A 20,637-nucleotide genomic window follows, 5' to 3' on the forward strand; every position below is an offset into this window, starting at 1 on the left:
TAGTTCAGTCGGTAGAACGGCGGACTGTTAATCCGTATGTCACTGGTTCGAGTCCAGTCGGGGGAGCCAACAGAACTCACCATCCAGGTGCAACTTCTCCACAGCCTGCACCACAAATCCGCAAAGTAATACACATCCGGGATCTTCTTATCCCCTGGCCGATCTTATCTAAGATCCGGCCCTTCAGCATTTTGTTCTGTCAAACTTAACTCATTGTTTTTAAATGTAAGTTTTTTCATGCGCTATTTTTTCTACAGCGCGTCAAAGCCAGTGTTCATGCGGCCTACAGCCATTTCTTCAATTTTAATAAACAGGGTTATCCACAGATTCTGTGGGTAACTAGCGCCAGCCCAAGCCCCACTTGGGTTACCGTCTCTTCCCCCCAAAAATCGTCGATGGGGATCTCAAAAACGATTTTCTGCTGAGTCCAGCAAAGCGTGACCCAGAGCACGGACGCCCACGTCCCGCCAGTGCGCTGCTCCACCGGGGGAACACGCCCCCTCCTCTCTCCCTTCTCCCTGGCACGACCAGTTTTTTTTTCTGTGAAAACGCTACCTAAACATCGCCCGCAGCAGAAAATAAAGGTCGGCGTCTCCGCCGCTGGATCGGGTGACTCCGTCTATCTGAACCCTGCTCGACAGAGGAAATCACTGCCCCCTCTGCGCTTTCCATGAAAAAGGCCACCCGAAGGTGGCCTTTTGCTGCACAGAAATGAAACTCAGCGATTGCCGCTGCGCGTGGCAGGCTTGTGGCGCCCACCGGCAGCCCCCTGACCGCTGCGCTGACCCGCCGGTTTGCCCTGGCGGTTACCCCCATTGTTGCCACGCGGGGCGCCAGCCCCTTCACGGCGCGGCTGGCCTTCACCACGGGGAGCCTGCGGACGGCGCGGTGCCTGGCGCTGCTCGCCCGGCTCACGGGGCTCCTTGCGCGGCGGCTGGCCAATCCCCTTGGCGATGGCCTCCTGGGTCTCGCGGGAGGGCTCAAAGCCGGCAACCGGCTGCTTGTCGATGGTCTGCTTGATGAGGCGCTCGATCCCCTTGATGAGCTTGCCTTCATCGGCACTCACCAGTGAGATGGCGTGACCGGCAGAGCCGGCACGGCCGGTACGACCGATGCGATGCACATAGTCCTCGGCCACGTTCGGCAGCTCGAAGTTGACCACCTGCGGCAGCTTGTCGATATCGAGACCGCGGGCGGCGATGTCGGTCGCCACCAGCACGCGCAGGGAGCCATCCTTAAAACCGGCCAGGGCGCGGGTACGGGCCCCTTGACTCTTGTTGCCGTGAATGGCGGCGGCGGTGACGCCCTCTTTTTCCAGCTTCTCGGCCACCCGGTTGGCAATGTGCTTGGTACGGGTGAAGACCAATACCTGCTGCCAGTCGTTGCTCTTCACCAGATGGGTCAGCAGCGGGATCTTGTTGGCCTTGTCGACCGGATGCACCAGCTGCTCGATGCGCTCGGCGGTACTGTTGCGCGGGGCGACCTCGACCACGGCCGGATCGTTGAGCAGGCCGGTGGCCAGCTCGCGGATCTCGTCGGCAAAGGTGGCGGAGAAGAGCAGGTTCTGACGCTTTTTCGGCAGCAGGGCCAGGATCTTGCGGATGTCGCGGATAAAGCCCATGTCGAGCATGCGATCCGCTTCGTCGAGCACCAGGATCTCCAGCTCGTCGAAACGCACCGCCTTCTGGTTATAGAGATCGAGCAGGCGACCCGGGCAGGCCACCAGCACGTCCAGACCACGGCGCATGGCCATCATCTGCGGGTTGATGCTGACCCCACCGAACACCACGTGGCTGCGCACCGGCAGGTGCTTGCCATACTCGCGTACGCTCTCGCCCACCTGGGCGGCCAGCTCACGGGTCGGGGCCAGCACCAAGGCGCGCACCTGGTTCGGAGAGACGCGGCGCTGGCTCTCGGTCAGACGCTGCAACATCGGCAGGGTAAAGCCGGCGGTCTTGCCGGTACCGGTCTGAGCGGCCGCCATCAGATCGCGCCCTTCGAGCACGACCGGGATGGCCTTCTGCTGGATCGGGGACGGAGTGGTATAGCCTTGCTCGGCCACGGCACGCAGCAGCGGGGCGCTCAGGCCCAGTGATTCAAATTGCATGAAGTTCCTTGATGGAAGATGACGCGGCGACGGTGCGGCTACTCTGCTAGGCTCGACCGGCCGGATCAGGGGAATATCGGGTTGCCACCGGGGATGCAGAGCGGACGGGGCAAGCGGGTGCGCGCAGTGTAACGGCTTTGTGGTCGTTAGACGAGAAAAATGTGAGTGAGATCGCAGACGGGCCCGCAGGCCCGTCTGTTGTCTCTTAACGCAGTTGCGGCGTATCGGTATGCACGCCCAGGTTCTGAGCCCGGTGGCGCAGCAGGTGATCCATCAGCACCAGCGCCAGCATCGCCTCGGCGATGGGCACGGCGCGGATACCGACGCACGGATCGTGACGACCACGGGTGATCATCTCGGTCGCCTCACCATGGGTGGTGATGGTCTTGCCCGGCACCGTGATGCTGGAGGTGGGCTTGAGCGCCATGCTCACCACAATATCCTGCCCGGAAGAGATGCCGCCCAGGATGCCGCCGGCGTGGTTGCTGGCAAAACCGTCCGGGTTCATCTCGTCACGGTGCTGGGAGCCCTTCTGCTCGACCACGGCAAAGCCGTCACCGATCTCGACCCCCTTGACCGCGTTGATCCCCATCATGGCGTGGGCAATGTCCGCATCGAGGCGGTCAAACACCGGCTCGCCGAGCCCCACCGGCACATTGCGGGCCACCACCTGCACCTTGGCGCCGATGCTGTCCCCCTCTTTTTTCAGCGCCCGCATGAACTCATCGAGCGCCTCCAGCTTGCCCGCATCCGGAAAGAAGAAGGGGTTTTGCTCAATTTGCTCGGCATCGAACGCCTCGGCCTTGATCGGGCCAAGTTGGGAGAGAAACCCCACGATCTCGATGCCGTGCACCTTCCGAAGGTACTGCTTGGCGATGGCGCCGGCCGCCACCCGCATCGCGGTCTCACGAGCCGAGGAGCGACCGCCGCCGCGATAGTCGCGCAGGCCGTACTTCTGGTGATAGGTGTAATCGGCGTGCCCCGGACGGAACAAATCCTTGATGTCGGAGTAGTCCTTGGAGCGCTGATCGGTGTTCTCGATCAGCAGGCCGATCGAGGTGCCGGTGGTTTTTCCCTCGAACACCCCGGAGAGGATCTTCACCTCGTCCGGCTCGCGGCGCTGGGTGGTGTAGCGCGAGGTACCGGGCTTGCGCCGGTCGAGATCGCGCTGCAAATCCGCTTCGCATAGCTCAAGCCCCGGCGGGCAGCCATCGACCACGGCGCCGAGCGCCAGGCCGTGGCTCTCGCCGAAAGTGGTCACGCGAAAGAGTTGGCCAAAACTGTTCCCTGCCATGAGTGCTCCTGCTCTTAATTCTTGTAGATGGCGAAATAATCCTGATACTTGACCAGCTCGTCGCGGGTCATGACGAAGACGCCGTGGCCGCCGTTCTCAAACTCGATCCAGGTGAAGGGGATCTCGGGGAACTCGGCCTCCAGATGCACCATGCTGTTGCCCACCTCGACCACCAGCACCCCCTCCTCTTTGAGGAAATCGGCGGCATGGGCCAGCATCCGCTTGGTGAGTTTCAGGCCATCAGAGCCCGAGGCCAGCGCCAGCTCCGGCTCGTGGCGGAACTCGTCGGGCAAGTCCGACATGTCCTCGGCGTCCACATAGGGGGGGTTGGAGACGATGAGATCGTACTTATCCCCGGCCGGCAGATCGCGAAACAGATCGGAGCGGATGGGGATCACCTGCTGCTCGAGGCCGTGATCGGCGATGTTGCGCTCGGCCACGTTGAGGGCATCGACGCTGATGTCGATGGCGTCCACCTCGGCGTGTGGGAATTCGTGAGCCATGACGATGGCGATGCAGCCCGAGCCGGTGCACAAGTCCATGATCCGGGTCGGCTCATGCTTGAGGAAGGGGGCGAAGCGCTGGGCGATCAGCTCGGCGATCGGCGAGCGCGGAATGAGCACCCGTTCGTCCACATAGAACTCCCACCCGGCGTACCACGCCTTGTTGGTGAGATAGGGCGCGGGAACGCGCTCCTGTACCCGACGAATGATAAGTTCAGCCACCTTGTGGCGCTCACTCGGGGTCAGCCTGGCGTAGCGGATCTCGGGATCGACGTCCGGCGGCAGGTGCAGGGCGGGCAGCACCAGTTGCACGGCCTCATCCCAGGCGTTGTCGGTACCGTGACCATAAAAGATGCCGGCATCATTGAAGCGGCTCATGGCCCAGCGCAACATGTCCTGGATGGTGTGCATCTCGGCAACCACCTCGTCGATAAATATCTTGTCCAAAACCACCTCCAAGTCGAGTAATATCCGGCCCAGATTTTCCAACCCAAGAGCCTAAAGACGAGCACCCGATGAAAAAGACGCCCCATGTGACTGACGAAGAACGCCAGCTGTTTCGCGAAGCGGTCAAGGGTACCCGTCAAATCAGGCAAGATACCATAAGTGCCGAGTTCAGACCGGTCAAGCAGAAACGCCAGCTGCGTCTTGAGCGCGAAAACCTTGGGCTTGAGCACCATTTCAGCGATGAGTTTCACCCCCATCTCGACAGCGAGGGGCCGATGCGCTACGTGCGTGCGGATGTCTCCAAGTTCGAGCTAAAAAAGCTGCGCCGCGGCGACTACCCGCCCGAGATCCTGCTCGACGTGCACGGCCTCAGCCAGTTGCAGGCCAAAGCCGAGCTCGCCGCGTTGCTGTCAGCCTGCGAGCGGCAACACCTGCACGTGGCCTGCGTGATGCACGGCATCGGCAAGCACATCCTCAAGGAGCGGGTTCCCGCTTGGCTGGCCCAGCACCCCAGGGTGCGCGCCTTTCACCAGGCCCCCCGCGAATGGGGCGGCGACAGCGCCCTGCTGGTGCTGCTCGATATCGAGGAGTGATTCACTCCTGCATCATGCGCAGCCAAAAGCCGGCCTGGCAGAGATTGCTAAACACCTTGCTGGCCGGTGTGACGCTCACCCCCTGCGGCGTGTCGACCACGGCGTAGCGGATCCAGCACTCGCCGCAGACGCCCTCCTGCGCGGCCCCCAGGTCGTCTAGCTCCAGCTCGTAGCGCAGCACCACGCCGTCCTCGAAGCGGTAATCCACCTGCTCAGAGAAGGTCTCCACCCCCGCCTCCTCTGTGCGCTGCGCGTGACGCTGGGTGATGACAAAGGGCAAGGCGCTGCGACCGTGCAGGGCAGCGACATAACGATGAAGGGGGATGGGCATGGGGCGCACTCCGGGGATGGACGTGCGCCACTTTATCGCGGGAGGAAAAAGCGGGCTAGATCTTGCGACCCGCCACCGGCTCGTCGATATCGGCCATGTTGACCAGATTCCACGGCAGGGCGCTGTGGCGAAACAAGCGCTGCTGCTTGTCCGGGTAGTCGCACACGTCGCTTCCCAGGCGAGCCCCGATCACCAGGCAGCGCAGCACCCCCTCCCCGCAATTGCGCAGGTTGTGGCCAAGCCCCCCGGCGCGATAGCCGATGAAGTCCCCCGCCGACACGTGCACCGTCTCCTCCCCGATGCGCGCCTGCGCCTCCCCCTCGAGGATATACACCGCTTCATCTTCCATGTGGTGCAGGTGAAACTCCGAGCTCAGGCCGCCGGGGGGCACCTCGATGAGATGCACCCCCAAGGTGGTGAGCCCGGTCAGATCCCCAAGCGACTTGTTGACCCGGCGCGCCTCGCTGTTGAGAAAGTGGGTCTTGCGGATCCCCTCAAGCCGAGCCAGCTCGTCGGCGTGCAGTACATAGCGATCCATGGCGGTACTCCTCATCCTGATGTCCGCCCCAAGTATATGCAGCAGGAGCGGCGCCGCAGCGGCAGTTAGCCACGCACGGCGCGGATCAGAATGTTGCGCGGCGTTAAGGGGCGCGCGCAAAACTCCCCGACCTCGACCACATAGCCCGCCTCTTCGAGGCGCAGCGCCCGATCCAGCACCAGCCACAGCTCCAGCGGACGGCGAAACAGGCTCTGCACCAGCTCAAGGCGCCGAACCAATGCGGCCCGCTCGCGCCCTTTGGCAAGCCAGTACCCCTCATCAATCACCTCAGGCAGCGTCAGATCACGGCGCTCGGCCGCCCAGCGGCAAAAGGCGCTAAACCCCTCCCCGAGCAGGCTTTTTTGCACGTTGGGCACCGCCAGATAGCGATCTACGCCGCGCACGGCGCGCTGCAAACTGTCAAAGGCGAGGCGCCACACCACCTCCTGCTCGCGCAGGCGGCTCACCCGGGCGCCGGCGGTGACCGTCTCCTGTAGCGGCAGACGCAGATCCCCCTTGCCAAGGCGCAGGGCGCTCTGCTGCCCCGCCCGGCTCAGCGGCTGGTAGTGATCGCCGCGGATCAGGTGATAGCAGCAAGGCGAGAGGGTCACCCCCCGCGCCTGCCCGGCCACCACCTGCTCAATCAAGGTGGTGTGCAGATCGCCGCAGGCATGCAGGGCCAGGGCGTGCTGCTCCGCCTCGATCAGCGCCATGGCCTCGGGGCTGAAGGCATCCCCGTGCACAAAGTGCTGGCAGGCGCCGTCACGCTGGGCCAACGCTCGCCCCTCCTCGCACAGGGCCGATTGCCACTCCAGGCTGGTCACCGCCGCGCCCCGGGTCAGGGCCACCAGCCGCCCCAGGTGCCCCTTGCCGGCGCACCACTCCAGCCAGGGGCCGGTGTGCGCCGGCAGGGCGGCACTGAAGGCGAGGATCTGCGCCCATTTTCGCCCAGGGATATCCCGGGCCAGGAAGGCGCTGGCCTGCACGGGCACGCCATCGAGTGGCGCTAACTGTGCCAGGGCATACAACTCGCTCGCTCGCGGGACCCAAGGGGCGAGCCAGCGCTGGCGCGCCTTAGCATCGGCCTCCAGCGCCTGTACCTGTGCATCGCTCAAGCCGGTCAGCGCCTGGGCCAGAGCCGGATCTGCGATGGCCCCTGCCAACGCGGTGTGATGATAAGGCTGGATCTGCCAGCAGGGAGTGGTGGCGGTGAGCAGGGCGTCGAGGCGTGAGAAGCGTTCGCTGAGCACAGAGGGCATCCGGTGAAGAAGATCGCCGCCATTCTAGCGATCGGCCATCGAAATGCACGGGGCTCGGCGCAGGCCGCAGAAAAAAGCGGCGCACGGCGCCTCGTTGAGCTGGCGCAGCCCCATCATGATCCCAGCATTCGGCCCGTTAGCCGCGCGGCACAATCACTGCGCCTAGCCTTCCATCCGGAGCGCTAAAGGCCGATTTCCCTCCCCGGCCGCGGATAGTGCTACCGGCTGGCCGCTTTTTGGCGTAAGGCGCTGTCGCACCCTTCTTTGTTCACCATGAACAGGGCATACTAGCGGCCCCTTGTAACTTCTCGGTTAGTCCGGGCAATGACGATTGATTTTGTGACCCTGCTTCATCAAAGCGACTCCCTGCTGCTGTTTGTGGTGCTGGCCTTCGGCCTGCTGCTTGGCAAGGTGCGCCTCGGCAACTTCCAGATTGGCAACACCATAGGGGTGCTCTTCACCGCCCTGCTGTTTGGCCAGATGGGCTTTCAGTTCACCACCTCGACCGAGAACGTCGGCTTCATGCTGTTTATCTTCTGCGTCGGTATCGAGGCGGGGCCGCACTTTTTCAGCGTCTTCCTGCGTGACGGCATCCACTACATCACCTTGACCCTGGTGATCCTGCTCTCGGCCCTGCTGCTGACGGTAGGCTTGGCCAAGTTCTTCGATCTCGGCCCCGGCATGGCCGCCGGGATCTTGGCCGGCTCGCTCACCTCGACCCCGGCCCTGGTCGGGGCCCAGGATGCCCTGCGCAGCGGCCTGCTCAACCTGCCGCACCAGACCGACATGCAAGGGGTGCTCGACAACATGGGCATCGGCTATGCCCTCACCTATCTGGTGGGGCTGGTGGGGCTGATGGTGGTGGTGCGCTATCTGCCGGCGATGGCCCGCCTCGATCTCACCACCGAGGCGCAGAAGATCGCCCGCGAGCGCGGCCTCTCCGACACCGAGCACCGCAAGACCTATCTGCCCATCATCCGCGCCTACCGGGTCGGCCCCGAGCTGGCGGCCTGGATTGGCGGGCGCACCCTGCGCGAGACCGGCATCTATCCGCACACCGGCTGCTATGTGGAGCGGCTGCGCCGCAACGGCATCCTGGCCAGCCCCGACGGGGACGCCATCATTCAGGAGGGCGATGAAATTGCCCTGGTGGGCTACCCGGAGAGCCACGAGAAGCTCGATCTCAACTACCGCAACGGCAAAGAGGTGTTCGACCGGGATCTGCTCGACCTGCAAATCGTCACCGAGGAGATAGTGGTCAAGAACGACGCCATCGTCGGGCGCCACCTGGCCGAGCTCAACTTGACCGAGAAGGGGTGCTTTCTCAACCGCATCGTCCGCTCCCAGATTGAGATGCCCTTTGATCGCAACATCATGCTGCAAAAAGGCGACGTGCTGCAGATAAGCGGCGAGAAGCTGCGGGTCAAGCAGCTGGCCAGCAAGATCGGTTTTATCAGCATCCACAGCCAGACCACGGATCTGGTCGCCTTCACCACCTTCTTCGTGATGGGGCTGCTGATTGGCTCGGTTTCGCTGGTGTTCGGCCAGATTGAGTTCGGTCTTGGCAACGCGGTCGGCCTGCTGGTGGCCGGCATCCTGATGGGCTACCTGCGCGCCAACCACCCGACCGTGGGTTACGTGCCCCCCGGCGCGCTGCGCCTGGCCAAGGATCTGGGTCTGGCCGTCTTCATGGTCAGCACCGGCCTCAAGGCCGGCAGCGGCATCCTCACCCACTTAAGCGAGGTGGGGGGCATAGTGCTCTTCTCCGGCTTCATCGTCACCGCCCTCCCGGTGCTGGTGGGTTACCTGTTTGGGGTCTGGGTGCTGAAGATGAACCCGGCACTGCTGCTCGGCGCCATCACAGGGGCCCGCACCTGCGCCCCGGCCATGGACGTGGTCAACGAGGCGGCCAACAGCTCGATCCCGGCGCTCGGCTACGCCGGCACCTATGCGGTGGCCAACGTCATGCTCACCCTGGCGGGCTCGTTTATCATCAGTTTCTGGTTCTAGCCGGCCCCGCCCGCCGCGACGCCTCCTTCGGGAGGCGTCTTTATTTGTGCGATCCCCTTGCGGGTTTTCCTCGCCACTTCGTGGCTATACTCCCCCTTCACCCGAGACGAGGAGAGCATCATGCAAGGAACCTGTCTGTGCGGCGCTATCACGGTGACGGCGCCGGATCAAACCGAGGTGGGCGCCTGCCATTGCAGCATGTGCCGGCGCTGGGGCGGTGGCCCATTGCTGGCGCTGCACGGCGGCAGTGACGTGCACTTTACTGGCGCCACCCCGAGCGTCTATCGCTCATCCCAGTGGGCCGAGCGGGGTTTTTGCCCCCATTGCGGCAGCCACCTCTTCTATCGGTTGGTGCAAAGCGGTGAGTATGAGCTACCGGCAGGCCTGTTTCAGGACGCCCCCCTTCACCTCGCCAGCGACATTTTCATCGACGAAAAACCGGCCTACTACCGCTTTGCCGACGTGCCCAAGCAGCTCACCGGCGCCGAGGTTTTCGCCCTGTTTGCCCCCAAGCCGAACGAGTGAATACGCCAAGGGCGCCCTCAGGCGCCCTTGGTTTACGGCAGATCACTATCTTACGTGGGGTAAAGCGCCACCCGCCCAGTCAGGCGCGTCACCAACTCATAGGGAATGGTGCCAACGAACTCGGCCACCCGCTCCACCGGCAGCCCCTCCACCCACAGCACCACCTCATCCCCCACCCTGTCACGGGCATCCGGGCCGAGATCGACCGTCAACATGTCCATCGAGACCCGCCCAACGATCGGCACCTCGCGGCCATTGAGCAGCAGCGGCGTCCCCTCCGGGGCCAGCCTGGGATAACCGTCCCCATAGCCGGCCGCCACCACCCCAAGCCGGGTCGCGCGCGGGGCAATCCAGCGCCCCCCATAACCGACCGGCGCCCCGGCCGGGCACTCGCGCACCGCCATCAGCCGGCTCTTGAGGGTCATCACGGGGCGTAACCCGCGATCGGCGCCACGCTCACCGGCAAAGGGGGAGATGCCGTAGAGAGCCAGTCCGGGACGCACCCAGTCACCGCAGGCATCGGGCCAGGCCAGCAGGCCGGCCGAGTTGGCCAGCGCCTTGTCCCCCGGCAGATCACGGGTCATGGCATAGAAGCGGGTGATCTGCTCTGCCGTGGTGTCGCAGTCAAGCTCGTCGGCGCGACCAAAGTGGGTCATCTGATGCACCGGCTGGGCCACATTCGGGCAACGGGAGAGGCGCGCCATCACATCCGCCAACTGCGCCGCCCCGATCCCGAGCCGGTTCATTCCCGTGTCCAGCTTGAGCCAGACCGTGACAGGACGGGCCAGCGATGCCTGCTCCAGCGCCACCAACTGCTCCTCGCAGTGCAGCGAGGTCTGCAGATCCAATCTGGCCAGCGTCGCCAGCGCCTCGCTCCCCTGAAAGCCACCCAGGATCAGGATTGGCTTGGTCACCCCAGCCGCCCGCAGCGCCACCCCCTCCTCAATGCGTGCCACCCCGTAGCTATCCGCCTGCACCAAGGCCTCGGCCAGCGCCAGCATGCCGTGCCCATAGGCATTGGCCTTGAGCACCGCCATCAGCCGGCTCTCGCCGGCCCGCTCGCGCAGCACCCCCAGGTTGTGGTGCAGTGCTTCCATACTGATCTCTGCTCTCACTCGACGCTCCTGTCGTTCCCACTGCCACACCATCACTGGCACACCCTACCAACCATCGGCAACACCTTGGTGCTATGCACCATATAATGCCGATATCATGGTTACTGCGAGCAGTATATGACAGGATTCACAGACTTTTTACCCAATTTAACTTAGGCGCAACACCAAAAACAAAATAAAAAACCAACAGGAAACATCAATGCGGTCAGCCGATAAAAACCCCACGACATGCTCCTCATAAACCACCAATCACAGGCGCAATGACCTCCACAATATCCCACGCGAATTCGCCTCCCCCTGCCGACCCCAGTGTGACGCCCTTTTCGCCCCCCACCCGCAGATCTGCCGAGCGATCGAGCGCCCGACTCAGCCGGGGCGCCAATATGCAACAGCCCCGCAGTGCGGGGCTGTTTCTCTTCCTATGCGCCTTTAACGCTCCCAGACCACGTTGCGCTCCGCAGGCCAGTGATGACCCAGCTCGGCATAGCGCTGCTCGAGCAAGTGGCGGCGGATCTTCATGGTGGGGGTGAGCACACCGTTTTCGATGTTCCACGGCTCTTTGACCACAAACAAGCCGCGCAGCCTGGCGTGCGGCTCAAGGCGGTCGTTGACCTTCTCTCTGGCCGCCTCCAGGATGCGCTCGAGCGCGGCCCGCTCCTCCTGATAGGCCTGAGCGGTCAGTTGCACCAGCGCCAGGGGCTGCGGCATGCCATAGCCGATCACACACAGCTGCTCGATGAGCGGCTCCTGACCCAGCATCCCCTCGATGGGCACCGGCGCCACGTACTTGCCCTTGGCGGTCTTGAAGAGATCCTTCATCCGCCCCGTGATGGTGAGATACCCCTCGCTGTCGAGCTTGCCCATGTCCCCCGTATGCAGCCAGCCATCGTCATCCAGGGCGGCCCTGCTGCTCTGCTCATCCTTGTAGTAACCGAGCATCATCCCCTCGCAGCGGCAGAGGATCTCCCCCTCCTCTGAGATGCGGATGGTGACGCCGGGGCCGGCCCGCCCCACCGTGCCTATCTTGTCGGCGCGAAACGGGTAGTTGAGGGTCGAGTAGGCGTGGTTTTCGGTCATCCCCCACGCCTCGGTGATATCAAGACCGATGCTGTGGTACCACTGCAACAGGGCCGGGGCTACCGGTGCCGAGCCACAGCCGAGCACCCGCGCCTTGTCGAGCCCCAGCCCCTCGCGCAACTTGCGCTTGATAAGGCCGCTGAGCAGCGGAATTTTCAGCAGCAGCGCCAGTTTGTGCGGCGGCAGCTTCTCGTGGATCTTGCTGCGAAACATGGCCCACAGACGCGGCACCGAGATGAAAACGGTGGGGCGGCAGCGTTTGACATCTTCGATGAAGGTGTCGAGGGACTCGGGGAAGGCGATGGTCGCCCCGCTGTAGAGGCTGCCGCCGTAGACATAGACCCGCTCGGTAATGTGGGCGAGCGGCAGGTAAGAGAAGCCGCGATCGTCGGCGGTGAGCCCCACCGCCTCGACCAGCTTCTCGCAGGACCAGGCATAGCGCTCGACACTCAACATGGCCCCCTTGGGCTTGCCGGTGCTGCCCGAGGTGTAGACCAGGCTCAGCAGCGCATCGGGCTCTTGCAGCGGGCTCTCCTTGATGGGCTCGTGCGCCGCGAGCAGCTCGTTCCACTGCTGCGCCGCCGGCATGGTCGGATAGGGAAAGGCGATGCGCAGCAGATCCTCGGGCACGCCGTGTGCCTGGGCCTGCCAGTCGTCGAGTTTACCGACGAAGATGGCCTTGGCTTCGCTGTGACGCAGCACGTATTCGATGGTGTCGCTGTTGGCGGTGGGGTAGATAGGCACGCTGACATACCCCCCCATCTGCAACGCCAGATCGGCGATAAACCACTGGGCGCAGTTCTTGGAAAGCAAGGCGATGCGCTCCCCTGGCTGCAAGCCGAGCGCGCGCAAGGCCGCCACCATGCGCCGCGCCTCGTCGGCGACGCGAAACCAGCTGTAATCGTCATATTGGCGCTGGATCGTCTGGCGCAGGTAGATACGTTCAGGAGAGTGCCGCTCCCAGTGATAGAGCATCTCGAGCGGCAATTGGTGGGCAATCTTGGAGTGGGTGGCCATGGTCTAATCCCTTACACGGTTGGCACCCAAATTATTAACGATTTGTTAATTATCGGAAAAGCTCAAACTCGCTCCTGAGTTTGAAATGTGACTCACGCCTCGGCTTGCTGCTGCAACTGTTGCCACATGGCCAGCACCAATGCCTGATCTTCATCGGAGAGCTCCCCTTGCAAGATCGCCTCGTTGAGGCTTCGCATCACATAATTTTTGACATCGCGCACCAGGTTGCGCCCCTCCAGCTCGGCCCGAGCCACCGCCAGAGAGATATGGCCACGCAGGTAGCCCCCGGCAAACAGCTCGTCATCGCTTGCGCTAGCGACCTGGTGATCGATCAGTGCCAGCAGCTTTTGCTCGTATTCCTGGATCGACAACGTACTTTGAATCGACATGATGCAGCCTCACAGGCCGGGTTCGCCGGCGCTTACGTAAAATGATGATTCCTTGCCCGGACGGTTTAGCGCGGGTTGGCCACCGGGTAGATGACCTGATCCCGCCAGCCGGTGATGATGCGCCGATACCCCTCAAGGGCAAGGTCGAGCGCCTCATCCCCGGTATCGACCAACAGCGCTCGCCCCGCGAGGGCGGCCAGCTTGGCCTTGGTGGCCACCACCATGATCTGCTCAGGCCCGATGTGGCGGATCACCGCCGGGCTGAGCTGCTGATTACCCCGTCCAAACAGATGGCCCTGACCGCCGATCGGCGTGATGACCAGCCGGCAAGGCCGCCCCGCGATCCGTTCAAGGATCTCGTCGGCGCGCAGATCCTGCCCGATCAGCCGGCCGTTTTCCACCAGATCCACACCGAGCAGTGTGTTTTCGAGACCCAGTTCATCCATGCAGGCCGCCACCGTACTGCCCGAGCCCATCAGATAGAGGGTATCGGGCTCCATGCGCGAGACCACCTCGGCCGCGATATCGGGCAATACCAGCGACGCGTGCTCACGACCGGCCAGCTTGACCGCCTGCACAAAGCGCAGATCCTGGGGCACCAGCAGCTCACCATAATGGCGGGTACGCACCCGACCGGCCCGAAAGGCCGCCTCGTCGATGTCCATCACCTCCCCTTCGCACAGGGAGAGCAGCTCACCGCGGACCATGCGGGCGACCAGCCGCCCCGCCGCCTGGGGCGTCACGGCATAGACGCCGGAGTGGATCTTGCAACCGGCCGGGATGCCAAGCACATGCACGCCAGCGCCGACGGCGGCGCACAGATCGCGCGCCGTGCCGTCACCACCGGCAAACAGCAGCAGATCGACCCCCGCCGCGCACATGGCCTGCGCCGCCGCCCGGGTATCCTCAGCCGACGTCTCGCCACTGGCCGGCCGCCAGAGCACCTCACAGGCAAAGCCCAGCTCGCGCGCCAGGTGCTCTCCCATCTCACCGGCCACCGTCACCAGTTGCAGCGGCAACCCGACGAGCTCCCCCAGTGCGGCGCGGGCCCGTTCGCCGGCCAGTGGCACCGCCCCAAGCTGGCGGGCGCGCTCGGCCATGGCGTCGGTGCCCTTGAGCGCCACCGTGCCCCCCATGCCGGCGATCGGATTGATAATCAGCCCCAGACGAAACATGTCAGACTCCCTTCATGACGAGAGCGGCATTGTACCTCTTGATAGCAGTGGAACAAGGGAGGCGGCAGCGCTAGAATCGCCGCCGTTTCTCCTCTGCAAGGTATGCAACATGTTTGAATGGATCCTCGATCCCTCCGCCTGGATAGCCCTGGCGACCCTGACCCTGCTCGAAATCGTGCTCGGCATCGACAACATCATCTTCATCTCCATCCTGGTTGGCCGTCTGCCCGCCGCGCAGCGCCAACGGGCCCGTATCATCGGGCTGGGGTTGGCGATGGGCACCCGGATCCTGCTTCTGCTCTCGCTGGCCTGGGTCATGCGCCTGACCGAGCCCCTGTTCACCGTGCTCGGTGAGGAGATCTCCGGGCGTGACCTCATCTTGCTGGTGGGGGGGCTGTTTCTCATCGCCAAGAGTACCCACGAGATCCACCAGAGCATGGAAGGGGGTGAAGAGGGCGAGAGCGGTCTGGCCAAGGCCGGCGCCGGCTTTGTCTCGACCCTGATCCAGATCGCCATCCTCGATATCGTCTTTAGCCTCGACTCGGTGATCACCGCAGTCGGCATGGCCGACCACGTACCGGTCATGGTGATGGCCATCGTCATCGCGGTCGGCATCATGATGTTCGCCGCCAAACCGATCGGCGACTTCGTCGATCTGCACCCGACCCTCAAGATGCTGGCCCTCTCCTTCCTGGTGCTGGTCGGGTTTGCCCTGATGGCAGAAGGGTTGGATCTGCACATTCCGAAGGGCTACATCTACTTCGCCATGGCCTTCTCGCTGACAGTCGAGATGATCAACATTCGCCTGCGCGGCCACCTCGGCAAGCCGCAGGCCTGATCCCGGCAGAAAGTAAAAGAGCGCCCCATGGCGCTCTTTTTTTATTGCAATGCAGTGTGCTCAATCGGTGATGACGATGGCCACCCGCCGATTCTGGCTGCGGCTGGCCCGGCTCGCGTTGCTCTCGACCGGAAAATCGGCCCCCAGCCCGCGCACCTGCAAGTTGGCGCGCGGCATGCCCGACTCTTCCAGCACGTCGGCCACCGACTGGGCACGGCGCAACGAGAGCTGCTGGTTATATTCCGCATCACCGTAAGAGTCGGTGTGGCCGTCGAGCCGGGCCCAATCGATCTTGGCCGCCTTGAGCGTCTTACCCAATTGCAGCACGCTGGCTCTGCTCTGAGCATTGAGCTGGCTGGATTCGTTGGCAAACAGCACCTTGCTGCTTAACCCCAGCTCCCAGCCCTCTTCAATCTCCTGAAAGCCTTGCGCTTTGAGCACGGTCACCTGAGTCGGGTTGAGACGCCCCTCAGGAAGACTCTGGCACCCGCTCAGTCCCAGAAGGCCGATCCACAGTAGCGGCAGCATATGCCGTATCGTCTTGCTTGGTTTGATGGTGTACCCCCTTGTTGTTTCTTGCTGCCTGTTTGGCACGGTACATCTCCTCATCCGCCTCGCGCATCAACTCGTCGATATCGCGCAGTACCGGCGGACAATGGCTGTGGCCGATGCTCAGGGTGGCCACCAGTGACCGCCCGTCAGGCAAGGTGATCCCCTGCCCCATGACCTGATGCAAGGCTTCAACCAGTTGTGATGCCATGGCGGCATCCTCTCCTTGGAGCAGGATGGCGAACTCATCCCCTCCCAGCAGTGAAGGCAGTGCCGAGGTGGGCAGCGTGGTGCGCAGTCGCTCGGCAATGGTCACCAGCACGGCATCACCGGCCGCGTGACCATAGGTGTCATTGATCAGCTTGAAGCGGTTGCAATCCATGTAGAGCAGGCACAAAGGTCGCTGCTCGCTGCGGCAACGCGCCAGCGCTTGCTCCATGCGCTCTTCGAGCAGCGCCCGGTTGGCAAGGCCGGTCAGGTTGTCGTGGGTGGCCTGATGGCGCAGGGTGGCGTGCACCTCTTCTTGCCAGGATTGCCAGCGCTCCAGCTCGCCCAGCAGGGCGTTAAAATCCTCATTGAGCTGATCCAACTCGGCAATCGAGGTGCTCGGCAGGCGCTGACTGAAATCCCGCTTGCGCCGAACCTCATGGGCCAGTTTGGCCAGCTGTTGCAGTGGGCCGAGGATGTGCAGCTGGGTGCGTTGGGAGACCACATAAGCCCCCCCTCCGCTGATCAGCAAACAGCCGATGATGGCGATCATCACAATGATGGTGAAGGTGAGCAGCGTCGTGCCATGGGCTTCGAGATCCAAGGTGGCCACCACCCGCTCCTCACTGTGGATCGGCATGCTGATCTGCTTGGGTAAGATCCAGCCGGCCAACTGACGGCTCAAGGCGTCGAAGTTACCCCGGTTGGGACGGCGCCAGTGCACAAACTCACTGCCATCGGGCAGGCGCAACATGACATCGGAGACCTCTTCACGACGCGCAATCTCGCGCACCATGCCCAGCGCCGCTTCCCGATCCCCAAACACCACGGCCGCTTCGGTGGTATAGCTGATGGAGCGGGCCACCAGCTCCAGATTGTGCACCGCATAACCGCGCAACGCCCACAGCGCCGCCAGGGTCAAGCCAATGGTGGCCAGTCCGACCGCCATCGCCATGCTGCCAAGATTGGCCCGCCGCAGCAGGGTATGCAGTGAAACCGAGTGATTCATTGCGCCCCCCTTCCCTTGCGCCCCAGTTTAAGCACACCTGGGTGTACTTTGAGACCGCTACGCGAAAGCGAATCGAGATTGACACTGAAACTGACGCGATCCTCCCCCAAACGCAGGCAGAAGATCCCACCCCGTTCACAACCCGGATTATCCTCTTCAATCGCTAATACACCGCGCCCATTGAGCAGATCCGGTAAGGCCTCCCGCTGCGCAGAGTCCATCTTTCCCAGATAGACGACATCACAGCCATCGAACGGCGCCGGCTCGGCCAGATCGATGCGGCGGGTGACGAGCACCCGCCCCTCATGGTTGTGCTTAAGACCGAGCAGGCTGCCGGCATAGGCGGTTTGCCCCGCAATGCACATCTGCAAGGCAGAGATGGGATGCGGCCAGCGGGTATAGGTGATGATATCGATGACCACGTCGTTGACGGCGACCGCGCAAAGCTCGGCACTCATGGCCTCCGCCGCCAGGCTGGCCGGCAAGGAGGGCAACAGCAGCCCAGTGACCACGAGCAGCGCTCGCAGCCACCCCTTATTTCTTACCAAGACCATATTCACGCAATTTGTTGGCGATCGCCGTGTGGGAGACCCCCAGCCGTTTGGCCAGTTGGCGGGTCGAAGGAAACTGTGGATAGAGCCGCTCGAGCAGGCGCCGCTCGAAGCGCTTGACCGCCTCGTCGAGATCCCCTTCGAACCACTCGTCGATGGCAGGCATCGGCTCGCTATCCGCCGGCAGATCGATCTGCTCGGGGCCGAGCTCATCCCCATCGAGCAGCGTCATGGCGCGATAGAGGCTGTTGCGCAGCTGCCGCACGTTGCCCGGCCAGCGATAGGCTTGCAGGTAGTCACCCAGATTGCGGCTAAAGCGCGGCCGGCTGCGCTGCAACTCGGTGGCAAAGCGCGCCACGAACTCCTGGGCCAGCGGCACGATATCGGCCTTGCGCTCGCGCAAGGGGGGCAGGGTCAGGCTCAGCACGTTGAGGCGATAGAAGAGATCCTCGCGAAACTTGCCCTGGCCCACCAACTCCAGCAGGTTCTTCTGGGTGGTGCAGATGAAGCGCACGTTGACCTGCACCTCCTGCTCGTCCCCCACCCGGCGAAAGACCCCATCTTGCAACACCCGCAGGAACTTGGTCTGCAAGTGCGGCGACATGTCACCAATCTCGTCGAGCATCAGGGTGCCGCCACTGGCCAGATCCAGCACGCCGCGCTTGCCCTCGGTGTTGTTGCCAAAGGCGCCCGGCGCATAGCCAAACAGCTCGCTCTCGGCCACGTTGTCGGGCATGGCGGCGCAGTTGAGTGCCATGAAGGGGCGGCTCGAGCGCAGGCTGGCGCCGTGGCAGGCTCGGGCCAGCAACTCCTTGCCGGTACCGGTTTCACCCATCAGCAGCAAGGGGGCATCCTGCATGGCCAGCTTGGCCGCCTCGGCCAGCACCTGCTTCATGCGGTTGCTCTGGGTCTGGATGTGCTCAAAACCGCCGATTTCGTCCGCATGCAGGGCGTTGAAGTGCATCCCCACCCGGCGCGCCGATTTCAGCACCACCACGGCACCGGCCAGCGCCTGTCCCTCGCGCTCCCCCGGCACATAGAGCGGAATGAGATCGGCCAAGTACTCCTCGCCGGCAAAGCCCAGCTTGCAGGTCTGCGCCTTGGGATCGCCCGACTCGAGCCAGCGGCTGAAGGCAAACCCCTTGATGTGGTGGCCAAGGGCCGCCCCTTTGAGCTCCTCCAGGCTCGAGCCGAGCGCCGACAGCGCAGCCTGGTTGGCCTGATTGATACGGCCACGCGCATCGAGCGAGAAGATGAGATCGGGCAGCGCCTTGAGCAGGGCACGGATCTCGTGGTGCTCGCGCTCCGAGGGCATGAAGGGGATGGTCTTGACGTCATAAACGCCGGGAATGCGGCGGATTTCCGGCATCAGGTGTTGAAAATCGGCGAAATCGAGCTCGGGAAAGTTCAGATAGATGATGCCCGTGGTGTCGATCTCGATACCCCGCAGATCGATATTGCGCTCCACCAGGCGATCGAGCAGCTCACGGGTCAGGCCCAGGCGGTCTTCGCAGCTCACTTCGAGACGCATGTAAGGTTCGTATCCTTGCAGACGGTAGCATTATCCGCGGATGATACAGACTCACCTGACCAGGTTCGAGCCTTGGCCGGAAAAAATGCGGGTTCGCCACGGATCACGCGGCGAACCCGGACAGAAGTGGACACAATCAGAACAGTTGGTCGCTGCGCGCCGCCATGATGAAGTCGTTGCGATGCAGCCCCCCTATCTTGTGGGTCCACCAGGTGACGGTCACCCTTCCCCATTCGGTCAGGATGGCGGGGTGGTGAAACTCGGCCTCGGCCAGCGCCCCAAGCCGGTTGGTAAAGGCCAGCGCCTCTTTGAAGTTGCGAAAGGTGAAGACGCGCCTGAGCATCAATACCCCCTCCTCTTCCACCGGTTGCCAGTCAGGGATGGCGTGCATCAGCTCCGCCAGCTCGGCCTCGCTCACCCTGGGGGCATCGGCGCGGCAGGCATCGCAATGTTGGGCGGCCAGTTCGGTCATAGGGTCACTCCTTCTCGTTGTGCTCAACCAGCCAGCGCCGGCTTAGGGGGAAACAGGGGCGCCCGCAGCCCGAGGCGCATCGCCTGGTGCACCGCCCCCATGATGTCGCGCTCGGCCAGCTCGAACAGATCGTCCAGGCGGCCCAGGGCAAAATAGAGCGGCTGCATGATGTCGATGCGATACGGGGTGCGCAGCACCTCGATGAGATCAAATTCCGCCACCTGGGGGACGGCGCCGAGGGCGTAACGGGTCTCGCCGATGGAAGAGAGGATCCCCCCGCCATAAATGCGCAGCCCAGCGGCAGTGCGCAGCAGGCCAAACTCCACCGTGAACCAGTAAAGACGCGCCAGATAGACCCGCTCCTCCTTGCACGCTGCCAGCCCCAACTGCCCATAGACCTGGGTGAAGTGGGCAAACGCCGGGTTGGTGAGCAAAGGGCAGTGGCCGTAGATCTCGTGGAAGATGTCGGGCTCTTGCAGGTAATCGAGATCTTCCGGGCGGCGGATGAAGGTGGCCACCGGGAAGCGGCGCTGCGCCAGCAGCGAGAAAAAGCGATCAAACGAGATGAGCGCCGGCACCGCCGCCACCGACCAGCCGGTGGTGGCCTCCAGCACCTGCCCCACCTCGGCCAGTTGCGGCACCCGGGTTCGCGGCAAGTTCAGGCGGGCCAACCCGGCGCAGTACTCGTCACAGGCCCGCCCCGGCAACTCGGCACTTTGCCGGGCGATCAGGGTCTGCCAGGTGGCGTTTTCCACCTCGCTCCAAGGGATCCGACCATCCGGGCCGGGCGCGTGAGCCACATAAGGAGTCGCTTTCATGGCCGCTTCCACATCGACAGGTCTTATGGCTCAAGATACCGGCTCGGCCCGAAAAACAGCAGCCACCGCGAACGATGGCTGCCAGGACAAGACGTAACAATATCGTTACAACTATGACGCGTCGGGACGGCGGGTGAGGTAGCCGGTCACCTTCTCCACCAGCGCCTTGCGGTACTGGGCCAGCCTGGGCCGCTCCTCGCCCTGCCAGGGAATGGGGCGGCAGGTCTCCATCACCTTGATCCCAAGGCGGGCGGTGAGCAGCCCCGCCCCCACCCCTTGTGC

22 protein-coding genes are annotated in these 20,637 nt (G+C 63.5%); 5 read left to right on the top strand and 17 right to left on the bottom strand.

Annotated elements, in window-relative coordinates:
- Positions 1-718 precede the first annotated feature (718 nt).
- From BN1134_RS08205 to prmB, 3 genes are all read right to left on the bottom strand, one after another.
- On the bottom strand, positions 719-2,107 hold the full coding sequence (locus BN1134_RS08205; RefSeq protein ID WP_042046511.1) for a DEAD/DEAH box helicase: 1,389 nt from the start codon (positions 2,105-2,107) through the stop codon (positions 719-721).
- Between the two features lie 205 nt (positions 2,108-2,312).
- On the bottom strand, positions 2,313-3,401 hold the full coding sequence (gene aroC, locus BN1134_RS08210; protein WP_042046513.1) for a chorismate synthase: 1,089 nt from the start codon (positions 3,399-3,401) through the stop codon (positions 2,313-2,315).
- 14 nt (positions 3,402-3,415) lie between these two features.
- Positions 3,416-4,351 carry a 50S ribosomal protein L3 N(5)-glutamine methyltransferase gene (gene prmB, locus BN1134_RS08215; protein ID WP_042046516.1) on the bottom strand — a complete coding sequence of 312 codons (936 nt, stop codon included), beginning with the start codon at positions 4,349-4,351 and terminating at the stop codon, positions 3,416-3,418.
- Between the two features lie 68 nt (positions 4,352-4,419).
- On the opposite strand from prmB, the gene smrB reads away from it, so the two are divergent.
- Positions 4,420-4,944 (top strand): endonuclease SmrB, encoded by a 525-nt coding sequence (smrB, locus tag BN1134_RS08220; RefSeq protein WP_042046517.1) that lies wholly within the window; start codon positions 4,420-4,422, stop codon positions 4,942-4,944.
- Position 4,945: 1 nt separating this feature from the next.
- Here smrB and BN1134_RS08225 read toward each other — a convergent pair whose 3' ends face one another.
- From BN1134_RS08225 to BN1134_RS08235, 3 genes are all read right to left on the bottom strand, one after another.
- Positions 4,946-5,275 (bottom strand): hypothetical protein, encoded by a 330-nt coding sequence (locus BN1134_RS08225; protein ID WP_042046518.1) that lies wholly within the window; start codon positions 5,273-5,275, stop codon positions 4,946-4,948.
- A gap of 55 nt (positions 5,276-5,330) precedes the next feature.
- Positions 5,331-5,813 (bottom strand): cupin domain-containing protein, encoded by a 483-nt coding sequence (locus BN1134_RS08230; protein ID WP_042046519.1) that lies wholly within the window; start codon positions 5,811-5,813, stop codon positions 5,331-5,333.
- A gap of 65 nt (positions 5,814-5,878) precedes the next feature.
- A complete protein-coding gene (locus BN1134_RS08235; RefSeq protein WP_042046520.1) occupies positions 5,879-7,072 on the bottom strand; it encodes a methyltransferase in 1,194 nt (397 codons plus the stop codon).
- A gap of 3 nt (positions 7,073-7,075) precedes the next feature.
- Between BN1134_RS08235 and BN1134_RS19650 the strand changes: the two genes are divergently transcribed.
- The 3 genes from BN1134_RS19650 (at position 7,076) to BN1134_RS08245 (ending at position 9,607) form a co-directional block, all read left to right on the top strand.
- Entirely contained in the window at positions 7,076-7,258 is a 183-nt protein-coding gene (locus tag BN1134_RS19650) for a hypothetical protein (RefSeq protein WP_156991714.1), read from the top strand.
- Between the two features lie 138 nt (positions 7,259-7,396).
- The gene (locus tag BN1134_RS08240) at positions 7,397-9,082 is read left to right on the top strand and encodes an aspartate:alanine antiporter (RefSeq protein ID WP_042046521.1); all 1,686 of its coding nucleotides are present in this window, start codon (positions 7,397-7,399) and stop codon (positions 9,080-9,082) included.
- A 120-nt stretch (positions 9,083-9,202) separates the two neighbouring features.
- Entirely contained in the window at positions 9,203-9,607 is a 405-nt protein-coding gene (locus BN1134_RS08245; protein ID WP_042046522.1) for a GFA family protein, read from the top strand.
- 50 nt (positions 9,608-9,657) lie between these two features.
- On the opposite strand, the gene alr is transcribed toward BN1134_RS08245, so the two are convergent.
- From alr to BN1134_RS08265, 4 genes are all read right to left on the bottom strand, one after another.
- A complete protein-coding gene (gene alr, locus BN1134_RS08250) occupies positions 9,658-10,755 on the bottom strand; it encodes an alanine racemase (RefSeq protein ID WP_042046523.1) in 1,098 nt (365 codons plus the stop codon).
- A 396-nt stretch (positions 10,756-11,151) separates the two neighbouring features.
- Positions 11,152-12,816 carry an AMP-binding protein gene (locus BN1134_RS08255; protein ID WP_042046525.1) on the bottom strand — a complete coding sequence of 555 codons (1,665 nt, stop codon included), beginning with the start codon at positions 12,814-12,816 and terminating at the stop codon, positions 11,152-11,154.
- Between the two features lie 92 nt (positions 12,817-12,908).
- Entirely contained in the window at positions 12,909-13,187 is a 279-nt protein-coding gene (locus BN1134_RS08260; RefSeq protein WP_042046527.1) for a YfcL family protein, read from the bottom strand.
- Positions 13,188-13,270: 83 nt separating this feature from the next.
- On the bottom strand, positions 13,271-14,380 hold the full coding sequence (locus tag BN1134_RS08265) for an ATP-NAD kinase family protein (RefSeq protein WP_042046528.1): 1,110 nt from the start codon (positions 14,378-14,380) through the stop codon (positions 13,271-13,273).
- Positions 14,381-14,489: 109 nt separating this feature from the next.
- Between BN1134_RS08265 and BN1134_RS08270 the strand changes: the two genes are divergently transcribed.
- Positions 14,490-15,218: a TerC family protein gene (locus BN1134_RS08270; RefSeq protein WP_042046529.1), complete on the top strand. Its 729-nt coding sequence runs from the start codon at positions 14,490-14,492 to the stop codon at positions 15,216-15,218.
- A 60-nt stretch (positions 15,219-15,278) separates the two neighbouring features.
- On the opposite strand, the gene BN1134_RS08275 is transcribed toward BN1134_RS08270, so the two are convergent.
- From BN1134_RS08275 to BN1134_RS19220, 7 genes are all read right to left on the bottom strand, one after another.
- A complete protein-coding gene (locus BN1134_RS08275; protein WP_042046530.1) occupies positions 15,279-15,746 on the bottom strand; it encodes an outer membrane lipoprotein YfiB in 468 nt (155 codons plus the stop codon).
- On the bottom strand, positions 15,688-16,983 hold the full coding sequence (locus tag BN1134_RS08280; RefSeq protein ID WP_052449449.1) for a diguanylate cyclase DgcN/YfiN: 1,296 nt from the start codon (positions 16,981-16,983) through the stop codon (positions 15,688-15,690). Before BN1134_RS08280 ends, BN1134_RS08275 begins: the two co-directional genes overlap by 59 nt.
- On the bottom strand, positions 16,980-17,537 hold the full coding sequence (locus BN1134_RS08285) for a regulatory sequestration protein YfiR (RefSeq protein ID WP_042046531.1): 558 nt from the start codon (positions 17,535-17,537) through the stop codon (positions 16,980-16,982). The genes BN1134_RS08280 and BN1134_RS08285 overlap by 4 nt, the downstream gene beginning before the upstream one ends.
- A complete protein-coding gene (gene tyrR / locus BN1134_RS08290) occupies positions 17,518-19,065 on the bottom strand; it encodes a transcriptional regulator TyrR (protein ID WP_042046532.1) in 1,548 nt (515 codons plus the stop codon). Before tyrR ends, BN1134_RS08285 begins: the two co-directional genes overlap by 20 nt.
- A gap of 136 nt (positions 19,066-19,201) precedes the next feature.
- Positions 19,202-19,537, bottom strand: coding sequence for a 4a-hydroxytetrahydrobiopterin dehydratase (locus BN1134_RS08295; RefSeq protein WP_042046533.1), 336 nt, complete (start codon positions 19,535-19,537; stop codon positions 19,202-19,204).
- A 23-nt stretch (positions 19,538-19,560) separates the two neighbouring features.
- Positions 19,561-20,355, bottom strand: a complete 795-nt coding sequence (gene phhA / locus BN1134_RS08300; protein WP_042046535.1) for a phenylalanine 4-monooxygenase — start codon at positions 20,353-20,355, stop codon at positions 19,561-19,563.
- A gap of 111 nt (positions 20,356-20,466) precedes the next feature.
- Positions 20,467-20,628 (bottom strand): DUF697 domain-containing protein, encoded by a 162-nt coding sequence (locus BN1134_RS19220; RefSeq protein WP_269746958.1) that lies wholly within the window; start codon positions 20,626-20,628, stop codon positions 20,467-20,469.
- Positions 20,629-20,637: the final 9 nt, after the last annotated feature.

It is taken from the genome of Aeromonas simiae (assembly GCF_000820125.1).
Lineage (GTDB): Bacteria > Pseudomonadota > Gammaproteobacteria > Enterobacterales > Aeromonadaceae > Aeromonas > Aeromonas simiae.

Bases quoted from the DNA above. Each gene is read 5' to 3' on its own strand.
- BN1134_RS08230 (WP_042046519.1), bottom strand. From the start codon at position 5,813: ATGGATCGCTATGTACTGCACGCCGACGAGCTGGCTCGGCTTGAGGGG.
- aroC (WP_042046513.1), bottom strand. From the start codon at position 3,401: ATGGCAGGGAACAGTTTTGGCCAACTCTTTCGCGTGACCACTTTCGGC.
- BN1134_RS08245 (WP_042046522.1), top strand. From the start codon at position 9,203: ATGCAAGGAACCTGTCTGTGCGGCGCTATCACGGTGACGGCGCCGGAT.
- BN1134_RS08265 (WP_042046528.1), bottom strand. From the start codon at position 14,380: ATGTTTCGTCTGGGGCTGATTATCAATCCGATCGCCGGCATGGGGGGC.
- smrB (WP_042046517.1), top strand. From the start codon at position 4,420: ATGAAAAAGACGCCCCATGTGACTGACGAAGAACGCCAGCTGTTTCGC.
- BN1134_RS08285 (WP_042046531.1), bottom strand. From the start codon at position 17,537: ATGGTCTTGGTAAGAAATAAGGGGTGGCTGCGAGCGCTGCTCGTGGTC.
- BN1134_RS08235 (WP_042046520.1), bottom strand. From the start codon at position 7,072: ATGCCCTCTGTGCTCAGCGAACGCTTCTCACGCCTCGACGCCCTGCTC.
- BN1134_RS08205 (WP_042046511.1), bottom strand. From the start codon at position 2,107: ATGCAATTTGAATCACTGGGCCTGAGCGCCCCGCTGCTGCGTGCCGTG.
- phhA (WP_042046535.1), bottom strand. From the start codon at position 20,355: ATGAAAGCGACTCCTTATGTGGCTCACGCGCCCGGCCCGGATGGTCGG.
- BN1134_RS08225 (WP_042046518.1), bottom strand. From the start codon at position 5,275: ATGCCCATCCCCCTTCATCGTTATGTCGCTGCCCTGCACGGTCGCAGC.
- tyrR (WP_042046532.1), bottom strand. From the start codon at position 19,065: ATGCGTCTCGAAGTGAGCTGCGAAGACCGCCTGGGCCTGACCCGTGAG.
- alr (WP_042046523.1), bottom strand. From the start codon at position 10,755: ATGGTGTGGCAGTGGGAACGACAGGAGCGTCGAGTGAGAGCAGAGATC.
- BN1134_RS08270 (WP_042046529.1), top strand. From the start codon at position 14,490: ATGTTTGAATGGATCCTCGATCCCTCCGCCTGGATAGCCCTGGCGACC.
- BN1134_RS08280 (WP_052449449.1), bottom strand. From the start codon at position 16,983: ATGAATCACTCGGTTTCACTGCATACCCTGCTGCGGCGGGCCAATCTT.
- BN1134_RS08275 (WP_042046530.1), bottom strand. From the start codon at position 15,746: ATGCTGCCGCTACTGTGGATCGGCCTTCTGGGACTGAGCGGGTGCCAG.
- BN1134_RS08295 (WP_042046533.1), bottom strand. From the start codon at position 19,537: ATGACCGAACTGGCCGCCCAACATTGCGATGCCTGCCGCGCCGATGCC.
- BN1134_RS08240 (WP_042046521.1), top strand. From the start codon at position 7,397: ATGACGATTGATTTTGTGACCCTGCTTCATCAAAGCGACTCCCTGCTG.
- BN1134_RS08255 (WP_042046525.1), bottom strand. From the start codon at position 12,816: ATGGCCACCCACTCCAAGATTGCCCACCAATTGCCGCTCGAGATGCTC.